Genomic DNA, 18440 nt, shown 5'->3' with positions numbered 1-18440 from the left:
GTTTCCCTGTTCCTCGAGGGCATTTTCACGCCAGCAGCTGACTTGCGGTGACCGGGGTCAGCCCTCGGTCGCGGAGGTCGGCGAGCACTCCGGGCAGCGCGGCCACGGTCCCGGCGTGGCCCAGATGCATGCTCACGATGCTGCCCGCCCGGGCAGCCCGGACCGCGCGCCGGATCCGGTCCGCACCGGGGTCGGTCCAGTCGAGCGAGTCGACATCGTAGGACAGGACACGGCTGTACCCGGCCTTCCCGGCCTCATCGAGCTCGGTCCTGGTGGCGTACTGGCCCTGCGACTGCCGGAAGAACGTGCCGGGCGCGCCGACGAGGCGGTCCAGCTCGTCCCGGCACCGTTCGATCTCGGTCAGCATCGGGTCCGCCCGCATCCGGGCGAGATCACCGTGGCTCCACGTGTGGTTGCCGATCTCGTGGCCGCCGTCGCGGACCATCCGGATGCCGTCGGGGGCCGAAGCCAGCCAGGTGCCCACCGCGAGCACGGTGGCCTCGGCGCCGTGCTGCGCCAGCACGTCCAGCACCTGCCGGGTGATCGCCAGGTCGCCGGCACCGTGAAAGGTCAGCGCCACCTCCGGGCGGCCGGACTCCGCGCGCACGAACTGCGTCGCGGGTCCGGCAGCAGGTGCGACGGAGGCCGCCGTGGTGGGTGCCGCAGCGGTGGTCCCGGGAGGCGTGCTCGGCTCCGGCGGGCCAGAGCTGCCGCAGCCTGCCGTCACCGCCGCACCCAGGCCGAGGCCGAGACCGAGTACCCAGCGCCGGTCCTTCTGTTGTTCGCGCATCGTCGCCCTTCCCGCCGCCCTCAGGACAGAGACGGTAGCCCCCCGAAACACGGGACGTGGCGGCGCTCGTCAGTGGCGGCCGCGCCCCAGCGCCTCGCGTTTGACAAACCCGATCACCCCGGTGACGGCGAACAGCACCACGCCGAGGATCAACAGCCAGAACAATCCCTTGACAGCGACACCGACGACAATGAAGACCAACCAGACAAGCAACAGCAAAGCCAGCAAACCGAGCATTGCGCTCTCCTTTTCGCCGTGAAACCCCTTCTGGGACGGATTACCCTTGCCAGAAGGAATCACACGCTCGCGAAACTCGGAACCGGCCGTCTCCGCCCGGGCGAAGACGGGGCGTCCCCGTTCACCCCGGCTGTCCACAAGCGACACCCGCGGCTCACCGGCGGTACTTCGTCAGCGTATGTTGCCGAAGAACGGGAGAACCTGCAGCTCGGCAGGGGCCCCGCCCTCGGCTGGCCCTGGCAGGACACGGACACGTGTGGGTCCTGTACCAGCTCCGCCATACCGCCCGCGCCGGACCGCGTGTGCGCCGCGCACAGCCGACCGGTCTCCACCGTGTGCTCGGCACATCGGTGTGCACCCGGTGGTGGGTAAGTTGCCATCAGTGCGCGAGGAGGAACGGATGTGGGAGCTGACGATCGCCGATCTCGACGATCTGACCTTGGGAGCCACGCTGCTGGGCACCGGCGGCGGTGGTGACCCCTATATCGCCCGGTTGATGGCCCGGCAGGCCATCGAGGACTTCGGCCCGGTGCGCGTGGTCACCCCGTCCGAGTTGCCGCGGGACGCGCGGGTGCTCACGGTGGCCGTCATCGGTGCCCCCACCGTGATCATCGAGAAGGTGCCGTCCGGCACCGAGTTCGTGGCCGCGGTCCGCGCGCTGGCCCGCCACCTCGGCGATGAGCCCGCCGCGATCCAGCCGATCGAGGTCGGCGGGATGAACACCCTGGTCCCCATCGCGGTCGCCGCCGAGCTCGGGGTGCCCGTGGTGGACGCCGACGGCATGCGCCGGGCGTTCCCGCAGATCGAGATGACCGTGTTCACGCTGGGCGGCATCCCCGCGGCGCCGATGAGCGTGGCCGACGAGAAGGGCAACCTCGTCGTCTTCGAGGCGACGAACAACCTGCTCGCCGAGCGCCTCGCCCGCAGCACGGTGATCACCCTGGGCCTGGCCAACGCGATCTCCTGCTACCCGCTCACCGCGGGCCAGGTCCTCGAGCACGGGATCTCCGGATCGATGACCTACTGCGTGCAGCTGGGCGCCCGGCTGGCCGCGGTACGACGCGGGGAGCCGGGCGCCTACCAGGAGTTCCTGCGTTTCGCCCAGGCGCGTGAGTTCTTCTCCGGCAAGATCGTCGACATCGACCGGCACACCACGGACGGCTTCGCCCGTGGCACTGTGACCGTCGAGCACTTCGCCGATCCGGACCGCACGATGCGGATCGAGATCCAGAACGAGTTGCTGCTCGCGTTCGAGGGCGACCGGCCGGTGATCACCGCCCCGGACCTGATCTGCATGCTCGACCACGAGGACGCCAGCCCGATCACCACGGAGACGCTCGCCTACGGCCAGCGCGTCGACGTGATCGGCATGCCCTGTGCCCCGGAATGGCACCGCGACGGAATGCTGGAGCTGGTCGGGCCGAGGGCCTTCGGCTACGACATCGACTACGTCCCGCTGGGGGGTGTCGCGCGGTGAACGCGCTTCGGATCGGTATCGACGTCGGCGGCACGAATACCGACGCGGTCGTGGTCGACGACAGCGGGACGGTGGTCGCGGCGACGAAGGCGGCGACCACGCCGGATCCCTTCGACGGCATCCGGGCCGCCCTCCAGCGGGTGGTGGCCGGCGTCGACACGAGCGCGATCACCCAGGCGATGCTCGGCACCACCCACCCGGCGAACGCGATCATCCAGCGTCGCGACCTCGGCCGGGTCGGCGTCCTGCGGATCGCGGCGCCGTCGTCGCTGGCCGTCCGCCCCGGTGCCGCGTGGCCGCAGGACCTGCTGGACGTGGTGCACGGGCCGTCGGCGATCATCGGCGGCGGGTTCGAGTACGACGGGACGGAGATCGCCCGGCTCGACGTCGAGGCCGTGCGGAAGTTCACCGCCCGGTGCGCCGGCGAGGTCTCCGCGATCGCCATCACCAGCCCCTTCTCCCCCGCCAGCCCCGACCACGAACTGCGCGCCGCGAAGATCATCGCCGAGGAGCTGGGCCCGGACTTCCCCGTGTCGCTCAGCCACCAGGTCGGTGCGCTCGGCCTGCTGGAGCGGGAGAACGCGACCACGCTGAACGCCTCGCTGCTCGGCGTGGCGGAACGGGTCGTGCTGGGCTTCCACTCCGCGCTCGCGGGGCACGGCCTCTCCGTGGCGTCGTACCTGACCCAGAACGACGGCACGCTGATGACCGCCGAGGAGGCCGTCCGGTTCCCCATTCTCACCGTGGGGTCGGGGCCGACCAACTCGATGCGCGGAGCCGGCGCGCTCGCCGGGCTCACCGACGCCCTCGTGATCGATGTCGGCGGCACGTCCTCCGACGTCGGCATCCTGGTCGACGGGTTCCCGCGCGAGTCCTCGGCCGCGGTCGAGGTCGGCGGCGTACGGACGAACTTCCGGATGCCCGACCTGATCTCGATCGGTCTCGGTGGCGGCACCGTGGTGCGCCCCGGGCCGGACGGCCCCCGTATCGGCCCGGACTCGGTCGGCTACCGCGTCGTGGACGAGGCGCTCGTGCGCGGCGGGCAGACCCTGACGCTGTCCGACATCTCGGTGCGGGCGGGCAGGCTGGCCGGCTTCGGGGACGCGGACCGGCTGTCCGAAGTGGACCCATCGATGGTGTCCGCGGCCCTCGCCTGGGTGGACGAGCGGATCCAGGTGATGTGCGAGCGGATGAAGGCGAGCCGTTCGGAGCTCCCCCTGATCGCGGTCGGCGGTGGCTCCCACCTCGTGCCGGACACGGTGCCCGGGGTGTCGGAGGTGCTGCGGCCGGAACACTACTCGGTGGCCAACGCGTTCGGCGCGGCCATCGCCGAGGCCTCCGGCGCGGTCGACCGGGTGTACCGGTACGAGCCGAAGGGCAGGGAGGCCTGTCTGGAGGAGGCGCGCGCCCTCGCCCGCGCGGCTGCCGAGCGGGCGGGCGCCGACCCCTGCCGGCTGCGGATCACGTCGGTGCACGAGGTGCCGCTCAGCTACCTGCCGGGCAAGACGTGCCGGGTGCAGGTCAAGGCCGCGGGACCGCTGGCCGGGACCGCACGGTGAACCCGGTACAGGTCTACCGCGCCTACAACGACGCCGGGAACGCCCGCGATCTCGGCGCCGCGCAGCGCCTGGTGGCCCCGGACCTCACGGTCGAGGTGAACGGGAAGCCCGCGGTCGGCTCGGCGGAGGACGACCGGGCGGCCAACGCGGCCCTGCTCGCCCGCTACCCCGACCACCGTCGCGAGATCGTCGAGGCGGTGGCGGACGGCCACCGCGCGGCCGTGCGGTGGCGGATGGTCGGCACCCCGGCCGAACCCGGGGTGGCACCACTGGACGTGCACGGGTGCTCGATGATCACCGTGACCGGCGGTCGCATCACGCGGGCAGCCCTGTACTACGACGGCGCGGCGCTGGACGCCGTGTTGGCGCACGCGAAGGAGACTCGATGACCGGGGCTGCGCTGCCCATCGCGGACTGCCACGACGACCTGCTCATGGCGGTACGGCACCTGCGCGAGCGCGGGCACGCCGACCCGTTCGGCGACTTCTGGCTCCCGCAGCTGCGGGAGGGCGGCGTCGCCCTGCAGGTGCTGCCCGTTTACACGGAAGAGCAGTTCGTGGGCGAAGCCGCCCTGCGGCGCTGCCTGCTCATGCTCGAGGAGGCGCGGCACCTCGCGAACCTGCACACGGCAGACGTGGCGATCGTGGAGACCGCCGATGAGCTGGCCCGCGTGCAGGCGCACGGAAAGATCGCGCTGGTGCTGGCCATCGAGGGCGCCGAACCGGTCGGCCGGGACCTCGCGATGTTCACCGTGCTCTGGCGCGCGGGCGTGCGAATGTCCTCGCTGACCTGGAACCGGCGCACGATGCTCGCGGACGGCGTCGGCGAGGAGGACACCGGTGGGCGGCTCACCGGCCTCGGTGTCGAGGCGATCGCCGAGATGGAGCGGCTCGGGATGGTGCTCGATGTCAGCCACCTGTCCGAGAAGGGCTTCTGGCACCTCGCCGAGGTCGCCCGGGCACCCTTCGTGGCATCGCACTCCTCGTGCCGCGCGCTGCAGGACCACCCGCGCAACCTGACCGACGAGCAGATCCGGGCGGTCGCCGCGTCGGGCGGCTTCGTGGGAATCAACGCGTTCGGCCCGTTCCTGCGCGACCGGCCCGACATCGGGTCCTATGTGGACCACGTCGAACACGCGGTGGGGCTCGTCGGGGCCGGCCATGTCGCGCTGGGCCCCGACTTCATGGAAGACGTGACAGCCACGGTGGACCCGGTTCTCACCGGGGCGCTGGTCGACCTGGCCGACCTGCCGGTCGTGGACGGGCTCCGCAGGCCCGCCGACTTCGCGACCCTCGGCCCGCTGCTGCTGAACAGACTCGGCGACGAAGCCGCGCGCGCGGTCGCCCACGACACGCTCGCCGCCTTCCTGGCCAAGGCCCTGCCGCCGGACAATGCCGTGACCTGAGCGGCGACGCACCCGGCGTCCGGCTCGACCACGACGCGCCGTCAGTGCACGGGGCGAGATACCGCGCCGGTCGCTACGCCCGGCCGGGTCCGCGGCTCACGGCCGGGGACGGGTCGTTGTTTCGATGGGGAGCGCTTGGGGAACGCCTGTGCCGCCGGGAAGCGAACGGAGGCGATCAGGATGACGTTCCAGATGCCGGCCCGCGCTCCGACCCCCGCCCGTCCCCGGCGGATCTGGTTGCGGATGCTGCTGACCGGACTCGCCCTGTGGGTCCTGACGGTGGTGATCACCTTTCTGACCGGCAACCCCAACCTCGTACCGACGTTGGTGCTGCTGGGCAGCTTCCTGGTGCCGGTGACGTTCGTGACGTGGGCCTTCGACCGCCGGCACACCGGTGAGCTCACCGCCGAGCTGCTGTTCACCACCTTCGTCGCCGGCGGGGTGCTCGGGGTGCTCGCCGCGTCCCTGTTGGAGACCTACCTGCTGCACCCCTCACCCTGGTTGTTCCTGGGTGTCGGCCTGATCGAAGAAGCGGTCAAGCTCGCGGCCCTGGCAGTGCTGACCCGCCACCTGGCGCACAAGTATGCCCGCGACGGGCTCATCCTCGGTGCCGCGGTGGGCTTCGGTTTCGCCGCGTTCGAATCCGCGGGCTACGCCTTCACCGCGCTGTTCACCGAGCACGGACTTTCGCTGAGGGACCTCGTCCAGACCGAGATCCTGCGCGGGCTGCTCATGCCCGTGGGGCACGGCCTGTGGACCGCCATCCTGGGTAGCGTGCTGTTCTCGGCGAGCGGCCACCGGCATTTCGCCTTCACCGGCCGTCTCCTGCTGTCCTACCTCGGCGTTGCCGTGCTGCACGCACTGTGGGACTCGATGCACGGCATCGCTCTGGTCCTGACCCTGGTGCTGACCGGCACGCCCTGGCAGTACCAGCTGCTCGCGCAGGGCTACGAGCCTGAGCCCACCGCCGCGCAGGCCGACCTGTTCACCGTCTTCAGCTGGGGCGGACTGGTCATCGTCGCTGTCCTCGGGCTCATCTGGCTACGGGCAGCCCACCGGCGCGCCGAACGCGAAGACCTTTCCCCCGTGCTGTGGCGGATTCCCACCCGCACGGCCTGAGGTCGCCCGGCCTACGCGGCGACGGCGGTTGCCGGGCGGGTGATCGCGACGAAGATCTCCTGGACGACGCGCACGATGACGGCCTCGAGGAGCAGCATTCCCGCCTTCGCGAGGATGGTGGCGAGCAGTTCTGGCATGGTGCGGCTCCTACCTCGTGTGTCTCTTCCTACCCAGGTAGCGTCACCCAGCTTGGTGAGGCGCAGGTGGGGACGAGATGTTCGGCAGGTGAAGCCCAGCGGAAGGCGTAGTTACCGGGCGTGCCAGAGCAGTTCCGCGGCGGCCGCCGCGGTGGCGGCGCCGCCCGCGATGGCCCACTGGTGGGGCAGCAATGGGCGGCAGCCGAAGAACTGGCTCAGTCCGGGGGTCTGCACGACGAGAGCCAGGACGACGAGCGAAGCCAGCCCGGCGCCGACGACGAGTGGGGTGCGCCCGCGCACCGCGATCGTCTGGGCGAGCTGCCCGCCGACGAGCGCGACCAGGGCCGTGGTGGCGGCCTGGCGCGGGGTGCCGACCGGGCGGGCGAAAAGCCAGCCTGCCCCGGCGCTGGCGGCGGTGATCACGGCGCGCCGGTAGACGTCGTGCACCAGCACCCCGCCCAGAGAGGCTTCCGGCCCTTCGGCGAGCAGCCGGTCCGGCGTGGCGTCCGCCGGTGGACGCACCGCGACGGCCATCGCCGGCAGGACGTCGGTGAGCAGGTTGACCAGCAGCAACTGTCGCGCGTTCAGGACATCGGCGTCGCTGAACACCCCGGAGAGCAGGGTGAAGACGATCTCACCGAGGTTGCCGCCGAGCAGGATCCCGACCGCGTCCCGCACTGAGGACCACATCGCGCGCCCTTCGATGAGCGCGCCGGTGATCGTCTCGATCCGGTCGTCGGTGACGACGAGGTCGGCGGCCTCCCGCGCGGCCGCCGTGGCCCGGCTGCCGAGCGCGATCCCGACGTGGGCGAGCCGGATGGCCGGCGCGTCGTTGGCGCCGTCCCCGGTCATCGCGGCCACCCGCCCGGCCTTGCGCAGCTGACGCACCAGCCGTGCCTTCTGCGCCGGGCTGACCCGGGCGAAGACCGCGATCCGGGGCAGCACCTCGGCGAGCTGCATGTCCTCGAGCGCGTCGAGTTCCGCGCCGGTCAGCACGCCGCGGCCGTCGATCATGTCCAGTTCGGCGGCGATCGCGGCCGCGGTGCTGGGATGGTCCCCGGTCACCATGAGCACGTCGACTCCGGCCTCGCGTAGCTGGGTCACCGCGCCGGCGGCGGTCGGCCGGACCGGATCGGCGAGGGCGACCAGACCGCGGAACTCCAGCCGCCGGATGCGCTCGTCATCGAGGTCGGCCCGGCCCGAGGCAGCGCGTTCGGCCACGCCGAGCACCCGGAACCCCTGCCGGGCGAGCCGTTCGACCTCGGCCTCGACCTGCCGTCGTGCGGAAGGGCCGAACATCCCGTCCCGCCAGCTGGTGCACCGGGCGAGCAGCACCTCGGGCGCGCCTTTGACACTCAGCAGCAGACCGTCCCCGTGCCGGGCGAGCGTGGCGTGGTAGCCGCGCGCCGGTTCGAAGGCGATTTCGGCGACCCACTCCAGCTCGCCGACCCCTTCTTGCGGGGTGACGCCGAGCTCACGAGCGCCGTCGAGGACCGCGCGGTCGGTGGGATGCGGTACGCCACCGTCCCCTTCTTGCCAGGGACTGGCCCGCACCGCGCTGGCGAGCACGGCGCGCAGCGGATCAGCGAGGTCGTGAAGCTCCGCATCGGTGACGCCGTCGGACACGCGCCGAAGCGCGATCCGGCCCTCCGTCAGCGTTCCGGTCTTGTCGAAACACAGCACGTCGACGCGGCCTAGCGCTTCGATCGTGCTCGGGCTGCGCACGAGCACGCCCTGGTGCGAAAGGCGGCGGGCCGAGGCGAGTTCGGCGACCGTGGCGACGAACGGCAGGCCCTCGGGCACGGCGGCGACGGCCAGGCTCACCGCCTGTCCGAGCGATTGGCTGATTCCCCTGCCCCGCAACAGAGCCAGGGCCATCAGTACGCCGCCGGCGCCGAACGCGAGCGGAAGTGTGCGGCTGCTCAGCGCACTCAGCCTCGCCTCGACCCCGGTCTTCGGCGCGTCGCCGCCGGCGTGCGCGCTGCGGCCGGCCTCGGTGAGGTCACCGGCAGCCACCACCACGGCCAGCGCGCGCCCGGCGGCGATCACGGTGCCCTGGTAGACCATCGAGTGGCGGTCGGCGACATCGGCGGCGGTCGTGGCCGCGACCGTCTTGGTCACGAGCTGGGACTCTCCGGTGAGGCTCGATTCGTCCACTTCCAGCCCGCCGGCCTCGATCAGGCGCCCGTCGGCCGGCACCGCGTCACCCGCTCGCAGCTCGATCACGTCACCCGGGGTGAGGTCCACCGCCCGCGCATCCCGGACGCGTCCCTCGCGCCGCAGCCGGACCCGGGCCGAGCTCGTGTCGATCAGCCGGCGCAGTTCCCGGCCGGCACCGACCCGCTGGGCGCCACCGATCAGCGCGTTCAGGCCCAGCACGCCGGCGATCAGGAGGGCGTCGCTGATCGACCCGACACTCGCCGAGATCCCCGCGCCGGCCGCGAGCGCCGGCGTCAGCGGGTTGGCGAGCTCGTCCACCGACGCCCGGGCGAGCCCGGTCTCCGCCGGTTCCTCGCCGGCTCCGGTCCGGCCCTGCCTGCGCGCCGACTCGGCTTCGGCCAGGCCCTCGGGCGAGCTGGACAGCAGTTCCAGCACCGCAGGCGGGGACATCTCGTGCCACGGCGTGCGGTCCGCGGGCAGCGGAACCGGTTGCGCACCGACTGTCATACCCCGCCAGGTTCCGACGACGAGCGCCAGGGCGGCGGCGAGGTGGACGGGGAACGAGGTACGGGCGCTTGCTCCGGCCGCCGGGCCGAAACCGCCGAGCAGGGCGCCGACCACGGAGCCCGCGATGGACAGCCGGGTGACGTCCACGCTCGTCCGCCGGGCGATGGCGGTCGCGGACAACAACAGGCATACCTGACCGGCGTCGGGGCAGACGACATCGGCTCCCCACGGCACGGCGCCTGCCTTGCAGGGCAGTCCTATCCCGGCGTCGGCAGCGGCCAGCGCGGCGCGCTCGTGCCCGCTGACCAGCGCGACGACATGCCCGTCTTCCTGCAGCCGGCGGATTTCATCCGCCAGCGCGGCACCACCCGCCACCATGCCGTCGACCGGCAGCCGGTTGCGCAGCGCAGGCCGGCCTGCCAGCAGCACGGAACCGGCCGACCCGGCTGCCTCGACCAGGGCTTCGGCCATCGGATCGGCCTCGGGCAGCAGCCGCACGAGAGCGGCCGGCACGGAGCCGTGGAGCAGGACGAGGACGGTCCCATCCGGCTCGGCGAGCTGGTCCGCCCGCTGCCGGACCTCCAGGGACAGCTCGCCGCCCACGGTGGTCAGTGCCCAGCCGTGCCGTTCCCGGCGCGTCCCCGGGTCGCGGAGGTCGACGAGGTCATGGACACGCTGCGACAGCCCGGCCTCATCGACCTCACCGAGCGGCAGCACACTGTCCACAATGGATCGACCGGTCAGGAGAGATGCGCTGTCCAGTACCACCGTGTCGACCCGGTCCAACCGACGCAGGACATCGGATTCGAGGACGAGGCTGCCGGTTCCGGAGAAGCCGGTGTCCAGCCGCGCCGCGAACGCCTCGCGCCCGAGCTTCGCCGCGCGCGGCACGGCGGCGACCAGAACCCCGGTCGCGCGGTCCGGGTTGCGGGTCGTCGCCAGTATCGTGCCGAACCCGGCCAGTCCCAGGGCGGTGGACCCGTCGGCGAGTTTTTCGATCGGGCCGCCAGGCCGGGGGGCCGGCCGTGGCGGGTAGTCCACGGCCTCGGCTTCGTGTGTTCCGGGACGCGCGGCGGCCTCCCGTTCCCATTCTCGCCAGGCCTGCTGCCGGGCGCCGGCCTCCCGGTGGAGCAGCAGCCGGTAGCCGGTGTCGGTGAGCAGTCCGACGGGGCTGCGCGCGAGGGCCTGGCTCGTGGCGCTGCCCAGGGCGAACAGGGCGTCCGTGGCCGGCCGGCCGAGGCGGTCCTCGACGACGGTGCGCAGCCGGGGCGACGAGTCGACCAGCGAGAGCAGAGCGGGCCACACCGGGGGCAGCGGGGGCACCGGCAGGATCCGGCCGGCGAAGGCGTAGCCGGTACCGGCGAGGCTCAGCCCGGCCGCGGCCAGTTCGCGGATGCCCGGCCCCGGATTCGCCGGATGGCGCACGCTCGCCGGCGCCTGCTCGCGTAACTCCCATTCCCGCTCCACATCCGCCACGGCGGCGAGGATCTCTTCCTGGCCGACGACATCGGGGTCGCGGCCCACCACCGCGTGGCCCCAATGACCGTTGACCTCCACCGACCGCACGCCGTCGAGCTCCAGCAGCCGCTGTCGCAGCGCACGGACCGCGTTCTCCGTGCCTGGGCGGTGCACCCCGCGAACTTCGACGTGAAGGCGGTCTTCTGCCGACCAGACACGCCTTCCGGCAGACGGCGCGGCGAGTGTGATCAGCGTTCCGGCGATTTTCGCGGCCGCGCCCGCCAGGCCGGAGAGAAACATCGCTACTGCTGCGTGCCGCTCGTGTTCGCGGGCTGCGTGCTCGCCTCCTGGCGGTCACCCTGGTCGCGCTCGCTTTCGCGACCGCGGAGGGCCACCGCGGTGCCGACCCCGATCGCGACGGCGACCGGCCATTCGATCACTTCGAGGGCCGCCATCGCCACCAGGCCACCGAAGTACAGGACCTGCTTCGGTTCCGGCAGAAACGACCGTGCGGTCTGCGCCGCCGCGGTGACCTCGTTCTTGCCGACGGGAGGCGCCGGGAGATGCAGCCGTGGCGCTCGGAACTGGGCTGTCAGAAAGGGAAGACGGACAGTGGCCGTACGCGGCTCTTCGGCGGCCCGCTCTTCGGCGGCCGGCTCTTCCGCTGCCACACCGGTTCGCTGCTCGGGTGCGGCCCCCTGTGCGCTGTCATCCTGGCCGGCCCGGGTTCGCGGAGACTTGGTGGGCATGACTGCCTCCTCGGGGAATTGTTCACGAGATCCGAGCGACGTTACGCGCTATCGAACATCAAGTGAACATCAGCGTGCGGGGCAGCGTCACCCTTTCGGGTGATAGAGCTCGAGGTTACGGAGGACACCGGACTCGACGATGATCGCGGCGCCGATCAGCAGGTAGACCAGCGGTACGAGCCACTGTCCGAATCGTTCCACGGCGGACACTGCCGCCCGGCGAGAGCCGAGCCAGGACCCGGCAGCGATCCATCCGGCGAGCAGCACCGCGAACACCATCATCGTGTACACCGTGGCGGTGGTGCCGAGAGTGTGGAACAGCGGGGCGTAGGCGGAGATGTTGTCGCCCCCGTTGGCGATCGTCAACGCGGCCACCGAGGCCGTGCCAGTGGCCACCGGGTCGGGCGTCGTGGCCCCGGTGCGGCGGGCGCGCCAGGCCGCTGCCAGTTTGAGCAGGCCCAGCGTGCACGGCGCGAGGCCAAACAGCCCGGCCCAGCCGCTGGAGACGAGGGTGAACCCGAGCGCCGCCGCGATCGACACGGCGACCAGGACGCCCAGACCGAGGTATTGGCCTACCCAGATCTGCCACGCTGCCGGACGCCCGGTGGCGCGGGCGGCGAGGAACAGCAGGGTGAGCACGAGCAGGTCGTCGATATTGGTGCCGGCGAACACGGCGCCGGCCGTGGCGAGCGCGGCGAGCGGGCCGGTCACCATCGCAGGCTACGGCCCCGAGGCACCGGGCCCCTCGGGTGGCTGCGGCGTCTCGGAAACCTTCGACAATTCGGGCTTCGGGCAGCGATTTTCCTCGGGCTGTCCGCGGTAGGGACAGGGTTCCGCTGGGTATGTCAGGGAAGCAAGCAGTGGGTTCCGGTGCGTGGGAGTGCTTCATGGCGACCAACAGCCTGATCGAAATCCGCGTCGGCGCACCAGGCAGTGTCCTGGCCATCGACATCGGTCCCGTGAGCGTGGACGTGCCGCGGTCGGCAGGGTACTTCGGGGGACTGGCGATCGCCGTGGGCGCCGGCCTCATCGAGCCACCGCTCGCCCTGTTCATCGCCGCGGTCCCGATTTTCAAAATCTTGACCAACAGCGCCTTGCCGCTACCGATCCGGACCGTCGGCGAACTGCTCGAAGGCGCGGCGAAACCCGTCGGCAGCGACGCCGAAGGAGTGGTGGCACTGGAGGACGAACAGCGCACCGAGCCGAAGGTGATCAAACTCGAGCCGAAAGGTCACTCCGCGCCCGCGCCGTCACAGGCTGGGACCTGACAGGCTCGCTCGGACTCTGTCGGCGCGCTGCGAGTGCTGACCGACAACGCCATGGTCCGGCACGGCGCCCTCACCCCACCAACAACAACATCCCAGTTCACGACACCTGGCCGGGTTGGGCCAGACCTTGGTCGTAGGCCTCCAGCGCCAGGCCGAAGGTGAGGAAATGGTTGCCTTCGCGCAGGTCGCATCCCGTGAGCTTGTGAACCCGCTCCAGCCGGTAGGACAGGGTGTGGCGGTGGATATGCAGATCGCTTGCCGCCGCCCCCGGCCGGCAACCGTGCCGAAGGTAGGCGCGCACGGTCTCGAGCAGCCGGCTGCCGTCTCGACGGTCCTGCTCACACAGCGGGCCGATCACCTGCCGTACGAAGCTCCCGATGGCCGGATGAGCGTGTAGTCCTGCCACCAGGCCGGGTACCCCTACTACGGTGACATCGCGGACCTGCACGTCCGGTGTGAGCGGGGCCGACGCGCACAGCCGGGCTTCCCGCATCGCGGGCAGCAGCTCCCCCACCTCGCTACGCGGCAGGCTCCTGCCGACCCGCACTCCGTGCCATCCCTTGACTTCGGCGGCCTTGGCGATGGCCGCCGACGGCTCGGGCGACTCGGACTGGACCACGCAGTACAGCTCGCCGTCGTGCGTGCCGACGAGCATGGGCGTGGCGGTACCCAGCGAGTCCTCGATGAGCGCGGCCAGCGCATGTTCGCTGACCTCTTCCGGCCGATGCACACAGAGCACCTGATAGGGCTGGCCTGGATCGATCTCGAGCCGGGCCAGCCGCAGCCGGATGACCGAATCGTCGAAGATCGCGGTCACCACGTCGTCCAGCAGCTCACCGACCTGGCGCCGGCGCTCCAGCCGGAACGAGCGCAACCGGGTCAGCTCGATCCCGATACCGGTCAGCGCCTGCTCGAACAGCAGCAACTCATGCTCCTGCATCCCGCGGGTGCCCGCCACGAGGAGCACCGCCTCGACCTCGTGGGGCACGCGGACCACCGCGGCGGTCACCTCGGCGCCCTCGACCTCGGTCGACACCCGCTCCTGATCGCGCAGTGGCTTCGAGATGGCGGAGAAGGCCTGCGCGGGGTCCGGCAGGGCAGTGCCCCCCCAGTGCTCGGCGACGAGCCGGCCGTAGTAGTCGAACAGCAGGAACGAGAACTCCGGAAGATACGCCGCGGAGCTCTTGACCACCCCGGCCAGTCCTCCACCGTGCAGGACCGAGCGCAGCACCGCGCGGTGCATCTGCATGGCCCGGGTGAGGACCTGGTTGCGCTCCTGGTTGAGGTAATCGGACACCCATGACGTGATCGCCATCAGCGGAACTTCGTGCGGAATCGTGAACAGCGGAAAGTTCCTGATTTTCGCCTCGTCCACCATGCCCGGAAGCGGTTCACCACCGGTCCCCATACTGAATCCGATCCCGACACAACCGGTCTCGTCCAGCCGCCGTACGAACTCGCGTTGCATTCGCTCCGACTGCCCGATCACGCATCCGGTGGTCAGCAGCAGTTCGCCACCCTGCAACCACGGTGACGGGTCGGGCAGCTCGCTGATGTGCACCCAGCGCACCGACCTTCGTTCCCGCAGTCGGCTACTCCCCGTAACCAGTGTGAGGTGCAGCGAAGGAACCCGCAACATCGACTCCAACCACAGGGGCACCGCCGCCTACCTCCCCTCTCGACCGGGGTTCGACCGGGCTGATGACCGGGATCTGGTCCACGAATCGACGTATCTTCCATCGGCCGGCGGTAAACCGCAAGATCCGCCGACCGATTGCCCGATGTCGCCGGCGTGACACTCGGTCATGGCCGCCGGGCGAACCGGAGTGGATGGACAGTTGGCCAGCAGCGGCCCGGAAACTATCGACATCTGGCCAGGGACATGCCGGGGGCGCGTTCACTACATTCATTCAAAACAGCTGGAAGCGATAACCGCGCCGGCCGATGACGATTCCTTGTTACCACCTCGTCTCACCAAGGAAAACGTTATGGCGCCGGATTTTCCGGACGCGGTATTGCGGAAGAAATCGAGGACCGATCATGGCGACGACAGTGGTGTTGTACGACCGGCCGGACGACCCGGAGAAGTTCGACGAATACTACTTTCGCGTGCACGTGCCACTGGCCGGACGCATCCCCGGGCTGACCCGGTTCGTCGTCAGTGACGGCCCGGTGTCGACGACCGGAAGCACGCCGTACCACCTCGTCGCCGAACTCGCCTTCGACTCGGCCGAGGCGATGCGGGCGGGGATGAGCTCGCCGGAGGGGATAGCGGCGACCGAGGACGTCGCCAACTTCGCGCAGGGCGTCACCATCCTCACCTTCGACGAGCGTGTGATCCAGCGACCAACCGATCAATCACGGACGGAGTAGCGCCACGATGCTGGATCGTGACTTGAAGGAGGCCGTGGCCGGCTTCCCCAGCGGGGTCACCATCACCACCACGGTCGACAAAGCGGGCAAGACGTGGGGTTTCACCGCCAGCGCCTTCGCCTCCCTGTCCCTGGACCCGCCACTCATCGTCGTCTGCCTCAGCACCTCGGCGGAGTGCCACCCGGTGTTCGCCGAAGCCACTTACTTCACGGTGAACCTCCTGCGCCCGCACCACGAGCGGCTGGCGAGGATCTTCGCCACACGGGGCGCGGACAAGTTCGCCGGTGAGGATTTCAGACCCGACGAGCGCGGGATACCGGTCCTGCGCGACGCCCTCGCCACCATGCAGTGCCGGGTGCACAGCATCGGAGAGGGCGGAGACCACAGCATCCTGATCGGCCGGGTCCTGTCGGCGCAGGCCGACGCCGGGGAACCGATGGTCTTCTGCCGCCGCGCCTTCTGGGCCCTCTCGGACCCCCGGCCGGCTGCCTCGGCCTGACGCCAGGATCCGCCACATCCGGTCCAGGAAAGGAAAACAGTGAACATCACCGAGACCGACCGCCTTCTCCCCGAGGTCCGGGATCACCTCCGCAGCGCACACCAGCTGCTGATCAACGGCGAGTTCGGCGACGCGCGCGACGGGGCGACATTCGAGACCACCGACCCCGGAAACGGCCGCACCCTGGCCACCGTCGCCGAAGCCGGGAACGAGGACATCAACCTCGCCGTATACGCCGCCCGTACCGCACTCAACGGGCCATGGGGCCGGTTCGCCCCGGCCGAGCGGGAACGCGCGCTGCTGCGGCTGGCCGATCTCATCGAGGAGAACGCACCGCTCATCGCCCAGCTGGAGACCCTCGACAACGGCAAGCCGCTGAGCGCCTCGGCGAATGCCGACATCCCCCTGACAGCCGGGCACTTCCGGTACTTCGCCGGCTGGCCGTCGAAGATCGAGGGCCAGGCGATCCCCACTGGATATCCGGATATGCACGTCTACACGCGATCCGAGCCGGTCGGCGTGGTGGGCGCGATCATCCCGTGGAACTTCCCGCTGCTGATGGCCGCGTGGAAGCTGGCACCGGCGCTGGCCGCCGGGTGCACGGTGGTGCTCAAGCCGGCGGAGCAGACTCCGCTCACCGCACTGCTCCTCGGCCGCCTGGCACTGGAAGCAGGCTTCCCGCCCGGCGTGCTCAACGTCTGCCCCGGCTTCGGCGGTCGTGCCGGCCGCGCGCTCGTGGCTCACCCCGGTGTCGACAAGATCACCTTCACCGGGTCGGCGGCGGTGGGCCGGGAGATCGGCGCTACCGCCGGAGGCGAGCTCAAGCACGTTTCGCTCGAACTGGGCGGCAAGAGCCCCAACATCATTCTCGCCGACGCCGACATCGAGACGGCCGCCACCGCGGCCGCTACGGCGATCTTCTTCCTCAGCGGCCAGACCTGCTCCGCCGGTTCCCGCCTGATGGTCCAGCGGGAGATCTACGACGATGTGGTCGCCGCAGTTGCCGAGAAAGCCCGCGAGCTACAGCTCGGGCACGGCCTCGATCCCCGCACAACGCTGGGACCGCTGGTCTCCGGCAAGCAGCTCGAGCGGGTCACCGGGTATCTGGCGTCCGCCGAGCGCGATGGGGCGAAGGTCGTCACCGGTGGCCGGCGAGCCGGCGATGCGCTCGCCGGCGGCTATTTCGTCGAGCCCACCGTCCTGGCCGACGTGCCGGACCACCTGACCGTCTGCCGCGACGAGATCTTCGGCCCGGTGCTGGTCACCCAGGCCTTCGACACGGTGGACGAGCTGGCCACCCGCGCGAACGCCAACCAGTACGGGCTCGCCGCGGGAGTGTGGACCAACGACGTCCGCAAGGCCCATGACCTGGCCCGACGGCTCCAGGCGGGCACCGTCTGGATCAACTGTTACAACTACTTCGACGGCGCGGTTCCCTTCGGGGGCTACAAGAACTCCGGCCACGGCCGGGACGGTGGCCGCGCCGCCTTGGAGAAGTTCCTGCAGACGAAGAGCGTCTGGACGAATCTGGCCTGACCGGGCCGCCATCTCTCGCGCGCGAGCGCAGTTCAGCACCGACCGCACCGGCATCTCCCGCTGCCTCAGGAGGATTTCCGTGATCGAATTCGATGTCTTCATTTCCTACAACCGGATTCACCGCCCCGAGTACTACCAGCGATCCCTGTTCGCCGAACGGCTCGACGAAGCCAAGCTGGCCGACCGGCTCGGGTACGGCTGCGTCTGGGTGCCGGAGCACCACCTGATCCATTTCATGCAGGCGCCCAGCGCCAGCCTGCTGGCCATGCAGATCGGGCTCAACGTCGACTGCAAGGTCGGCCAGATGGTCAACCTGCTCAACTACCGCCACCCGCTGATCACCGCGGGCGAGGTCGCTTTCCTGGACAACGCACTGGAAGGACGGCTGGAGCTGGGAGTCGGCCGCGGCGCCTACGAATACGAGTTCGAACGGCTCGGCATTCCCTTCGCCGAAGCCCAGCCGCGATTCCTGGAGGCGCTGGAGGTCCTGGAAAAGATCTGGAACAGCGAGTCGGCCGCCATCACGCACAAGGGCCGGTACTTCGACATCGACGAGGCCTACGTCTGGCCGCGCCCGTACCAGAAGCCGCATCCCCGGTTGTGGTACGCGGCGATGTCCGGCCCCTCGGTGAAAATGGCCGCGAGCAAGGGGTACCACGTGGCGAACTGGCCCTTCCTGCGCCCGATGTCGGCGGTCAAGGACATCGCGGACACCTTCCACGAGGCACGCGAGCAGGCCGGTGGGGTGCGGGGCGAGCAACAGCTGGCGATCATGCGCAGCGCCTTCGCCGCGGAAACCGCGGCCGAGGCGCGCAGGCACACCGGGGAAGCACTGACCAATCACCGGATCAACCAGCGCCTGCACCACTTCACTCAGAACGCCGACCCGCGCGGCGTCGTCTCCCCCGAGCCGATCGACAACGAACCGGACGAGGCGACGATCTACCAGAACATGCTGATGGGCACGCCCGAGGAATGCTTGGCGAAGGTCGAGGAGTACGAGGCGCTGGGGGTGGACCGGCTGCTCCTGCACTTCGACTTCGGCCCCGACCACGAAGCCGTGCTGGAGTCGATGCGTGTCTTCGCCGAGGGTGTCATCGAGCCGTACCGGCGTTCCCGGCACAAGCAGCTGGCGCCGGCCGCGTCCCCGGCGTCGTGAACGGGGA

Annotated in this window: 17 protein-coding genes; 10 read left to right on the top strand and 7 right to left on the bottom strand. The window is 70.6% G+C overall.

What is annotated here, in order from left to right; genetic code table 11:
- Nucleotides 1–25: 25 nt before the first annotated feature.
- Together LWP59_RS13595 and LWP59_RS13590 are read right to left on the bottom strand one after the other, a co-directional pair.
- Nucleotides 26–790, bottom strand: coding sequence for a polysaccharide deacetylase family protein (locus tag LWP59_RS13595; RefSeq protein WP_144635361.1), 765 nt, complete (start codon nucleotides 788–790; stop codon nucleotides 26–28).
- A 69-nt stretch (nucleotides 791–859) separates the two neighbouring features.
- Entirely contained in the window at nucleotides 860–1174 is a 315-nt protein-coding gene (locus LWP59_RS13590) for a hypothetical protein (RefSeq protein ID WP_144635364.1), read from the bottom strand.
- Between the two features lie 235 nt (nucleotides 1175–1409).
- Here LWP59_RS13590 and LWP59_RS13585 point away from each other — a divergent pair, with 235 nt between their 5' ends.
- The 5 genes from LWP59_RS13585 to LWP59_RS13565 all read left to right on the top strand — a co-directional run bounded on the left by LWP59_RS13585 (nucleotide 1410) and on the right by LWP59_RS13565 (nucleotide 6587).
- The gene (locus LWP59_RS13585; RefSeq protein ID WP_229858048.1) at nucleotides 1410–2504 is read left to right on the top strand and encodes a DUF917 domain-containing protein; all 1095 of its coding nucleotides are present in this window, start codon (nucleotides 1410–1412) and stop codon (nucleotides 2502–2504) included.
- Nucleotides 2501–4063, top strand: a complete 1563-nt coding sequence (locus LWP59_RS13580) for a hydantoinase/oxoprolinase N-terminal domain-containing protein (protein WP_229858046.1) — start codon at nucleotides 2501–2503, stop codon at nucleotides 4061–4063. The genes LWP59_RS13585 and LWP59_RS13580 overlap by 4 nt, the downstream gene beginning before the upstream one ends.
- A complete protein-coding gene (locus tag LWP59_RS13575) occupies nucleotides 4060–4452 on the top strand; it encodes a nuclear transport factor 2 family protein (protein ID WP_186383108.1) in 393 nt (130 codons plus the stop codon). Before LWP59_RS13580 ends, LWP59_RS13575 begins: the two co-directional genes overlap by 4 nt.
- Complete coding sequence (locus LWP59_RS13570; RefSeq protein ID WP_144635371.1) at nucleotides 4449–5468, top strand: dipeptidase; 1020 nt, start codon at nucleotides 4449–4451, stop codon at nucleotides 5466–5468. Before LWP59_RS13575 ends, LWP59_RS13570 begins: the two co-directional genes overlap by 4 nt.
- Nucleotides 5469–5648: 180 nt before the next feature.
- Complete coding sequence (locus LWP59_RS13565) at nucleotides 5649–6587, top strand: PrsW family intramembrane metalloprotease (RefSeq protein WP_229858044.1); 939 nt, start codon at nucleotides 5649–5651, stop codon at nucleotides 6585–6587.
- An 11-nt stretch (nucleotides 6588–6598) separates the two neighbouring features.
- On the opposite strand, the gene LWP59_RS40325 is transcribed toward LWP59_RS13565, so the two are convergent.
- The 4 genes from LWP59_RS40325 to LWP59_RS13550 form a co-directional block, all read right to left on the bottom strand.
- Nucleotides 6599–6724, bottom strand: coding sequence for a hypothetical protein (locus LWP59_RS40325; protein ID WP_267903746.1), 126 nt, complete (start codon nucleotides 6722–6724; stop codon nucleotides 6599–6601).
- Nucleotides 6725–6835: 111 nt separating this feature from the next.
- Nucleotides 6836–11023, bottom strand: a complete 4188-nt coding sequence (locus LWP59_RS13560) for a cation-translocating P-type ATPase (RefSeq protein ID WP_144635374.1) — start codon at nucleotides 11021–11023, stop codon at nucleotides 6836–6838.
- A 128-nt stretch (nucleotides 11024–11151) separates the two neighbouring features.
- Nucleotides 11152–11598, bottom strand: coding sequence for a hypothetical protein (locus LWP59_RS13555; protein WP_186383109.1), 447 nt, complete (start codon nucleotides 11596–11598; stop codon nucleotides 11152–11154).
- A gap of 87 nt (nucleotides 11599–11685) precedes the next feature.
- Nucleotides 11686–12309: a cadmium resistance transporter gene (locus LWP59_RS13550; RefSeq protein WP_222425453.1), complete on the bottom strand. Its 624-nt coding sequence runs from the start codon at nucleotides 12307–12309 to the stop codon at nucleotides 11686–11688.
- A 176-nt stretch (nucleotides 12310–12485) separates the two neighbouring features.
- Between LWP59_RS13550 and LWP59_RS13545 the strand changes: the two genes are divergently transcribed.
- A complete protein-coding gene (locus LWP59_RS13545; protein WP_144635380.1) occupies nucleotides 12486–12866 on the top strand; it encodes a hypothetical protein in 381 nt (126 codons plus the stop codon).
- A gap of 97 nt (nucleotides 12867–12963) precedes the next feature.
- Here LWP59_RS13545 and LWP59_RS13540 read toward each other — a convergent pair whose 3' ends face one another.
- On the bottom strand, nucleotides 12964–14505 hold the full coding sequence (locus LWP59_RS13540; protein ID WP_229858065.1) for a PucR family transcriptional regulator: 1542 nt from the start codon (nucleotides 14503–14505) through the stop codon (nucleotides 12964–12966).
- A 401-nt stretch (nucleotides 14506–14906) separates the two neighbouring features.
- Between LWP59_RS13540 and LWP59_RS13535 the strand changes: the two genes are divergently transcribed.
- From LWP59_RS13535 to LWP59_RS13520, 4 genes are all read left to right on the top strand, one after another.
- Entirely contained in the window at nucleotides 14907–15239 is a 333-nt protein-coding gene (locus tag LWP59_RS13535; RefSeq protein WP_144635386.1) for an EthD family reductase, read from the top strand.
- Between the two features lie 7 nt (nucleotides 15240–15246).
- The gene (locus LWP59_RS13530) at nucleotides 15247–15738 is read left to right on the top strand and encodes a flavin reductase family protein (protein ID WP_144635389.1); all 492 of its coding nucleotides are present in this window, start codon (nucleotides 15247–15249) and stop codon (nucleotides 15736–15738) included.
- 39 nt (nucleotides 15739–15777) lie between these two features.
- Entirely contained in the window at nucleotides 15778–17274 is a 1497-nt protein-coding gene (locus LWP59_RS13525; RefSeq protein ID WP_308431764.1) for an aldehyde dehydrogenase family protein, read from the top strand.
- A gap of 79 nt (nucleotides 17275–17353) precedes the next feature.
- Complete coding sequence (locus LWP59_RS13520; protein WP_186383110.1) at nucleotides 17354–18433, top strand: LLM class flavin-dependent oxidoreductase; 1080 nt, start codon at nucleotides 17354–17356, stop codon at nucleotides 18431–18433.
- The last annotated feature ends 7 nt before the right edge of the window (nucleotides 18434–18440 follow it).

It is taken from the genome of Amycolatopsis acidiphila (genome assembly GCF_021391495.1).
Lineage (GTDB): Bacteria > Actinomycetota > Actinomycetes > Mycobacteriales > Pseudonocardiaceae > Amycolatopsis_E > Amycolatopsis_E acidiphila.
This window is presented reverse-complemented; position numbering and strand designations above follow the sequence as displayed.

What these genes read in the sequence shown, in the direction of transcription:
- LWP59_RS13540 (WP_229858065.1), bottom strand. Translation starts at nt 14,505, where the DNA reads ATGTTGCGGGTTCCTTCGCTGCACCTCACACTGGTTACGGGGAGTAGC.
- LWP59_RS13595 (WP_144635361.1), bottom strand. Translation starts at nt 790, where the DNA reads ATGCGCGAACAACAGAAGGACCGGCGCTGGGTACTCGGTCTCGGCCTC.
- LWP59_RS13555 (WP_186383109.1), bottom strand. Translation starts at nt 11,598, where the DNA reads ATGCCCACCAAGTCTCCGCGAACCCGGGCCGGCCAGGATGACAGCGCA.
- LWP59_RS40325 (WP_267903746.1), bottom strand. Translation starts at nt 6,724, where the DNA reads ATGCCAGAACTGCTCGCCACCATCCTCGCGAAGGCGGGAATGCTGCTC.
- LWP59_RS13570 (WP_144635371.1), top strand. Translation starts at nt 4,449, where the DNA reads ATGACCGGGGCTGCGCTGCCCATCGCGGACTGCCACGACGACCTGCTC.
- LWP59_RS13545 (WP_144635380.1), top strand. Translation starts at nt 12,486, where the DNA reads ATGGCGACCAACAGCCTGATCGAAATCCGCGTCGGCGCACCAGGCAGT.
- LWP59_RS13535 (WP_144635386.1), top strand. Translation starts at nt 14,907, where the DNA reads ATGGCGACGACAGTGGTGTTGTACGACCGGCCGGACGACCCGGAGAAG.
- LWP59_RS13530 (WP_144635389.1), top strand. Translation starts at nt 15,247, where the DNA reads ATGCTGGATCGTGACTTGAAGGAGGCCGTGGCCGGCTTCCCCAGCGGG.
- LWP59_RS13565 (WP_229858044.1), top strand. Translation starts at nt 5,649, where the DNA reads ATGACGTTCCAGATGCCGGCCCGCGCTCCGACCCCCGCCCGTCCCCGG.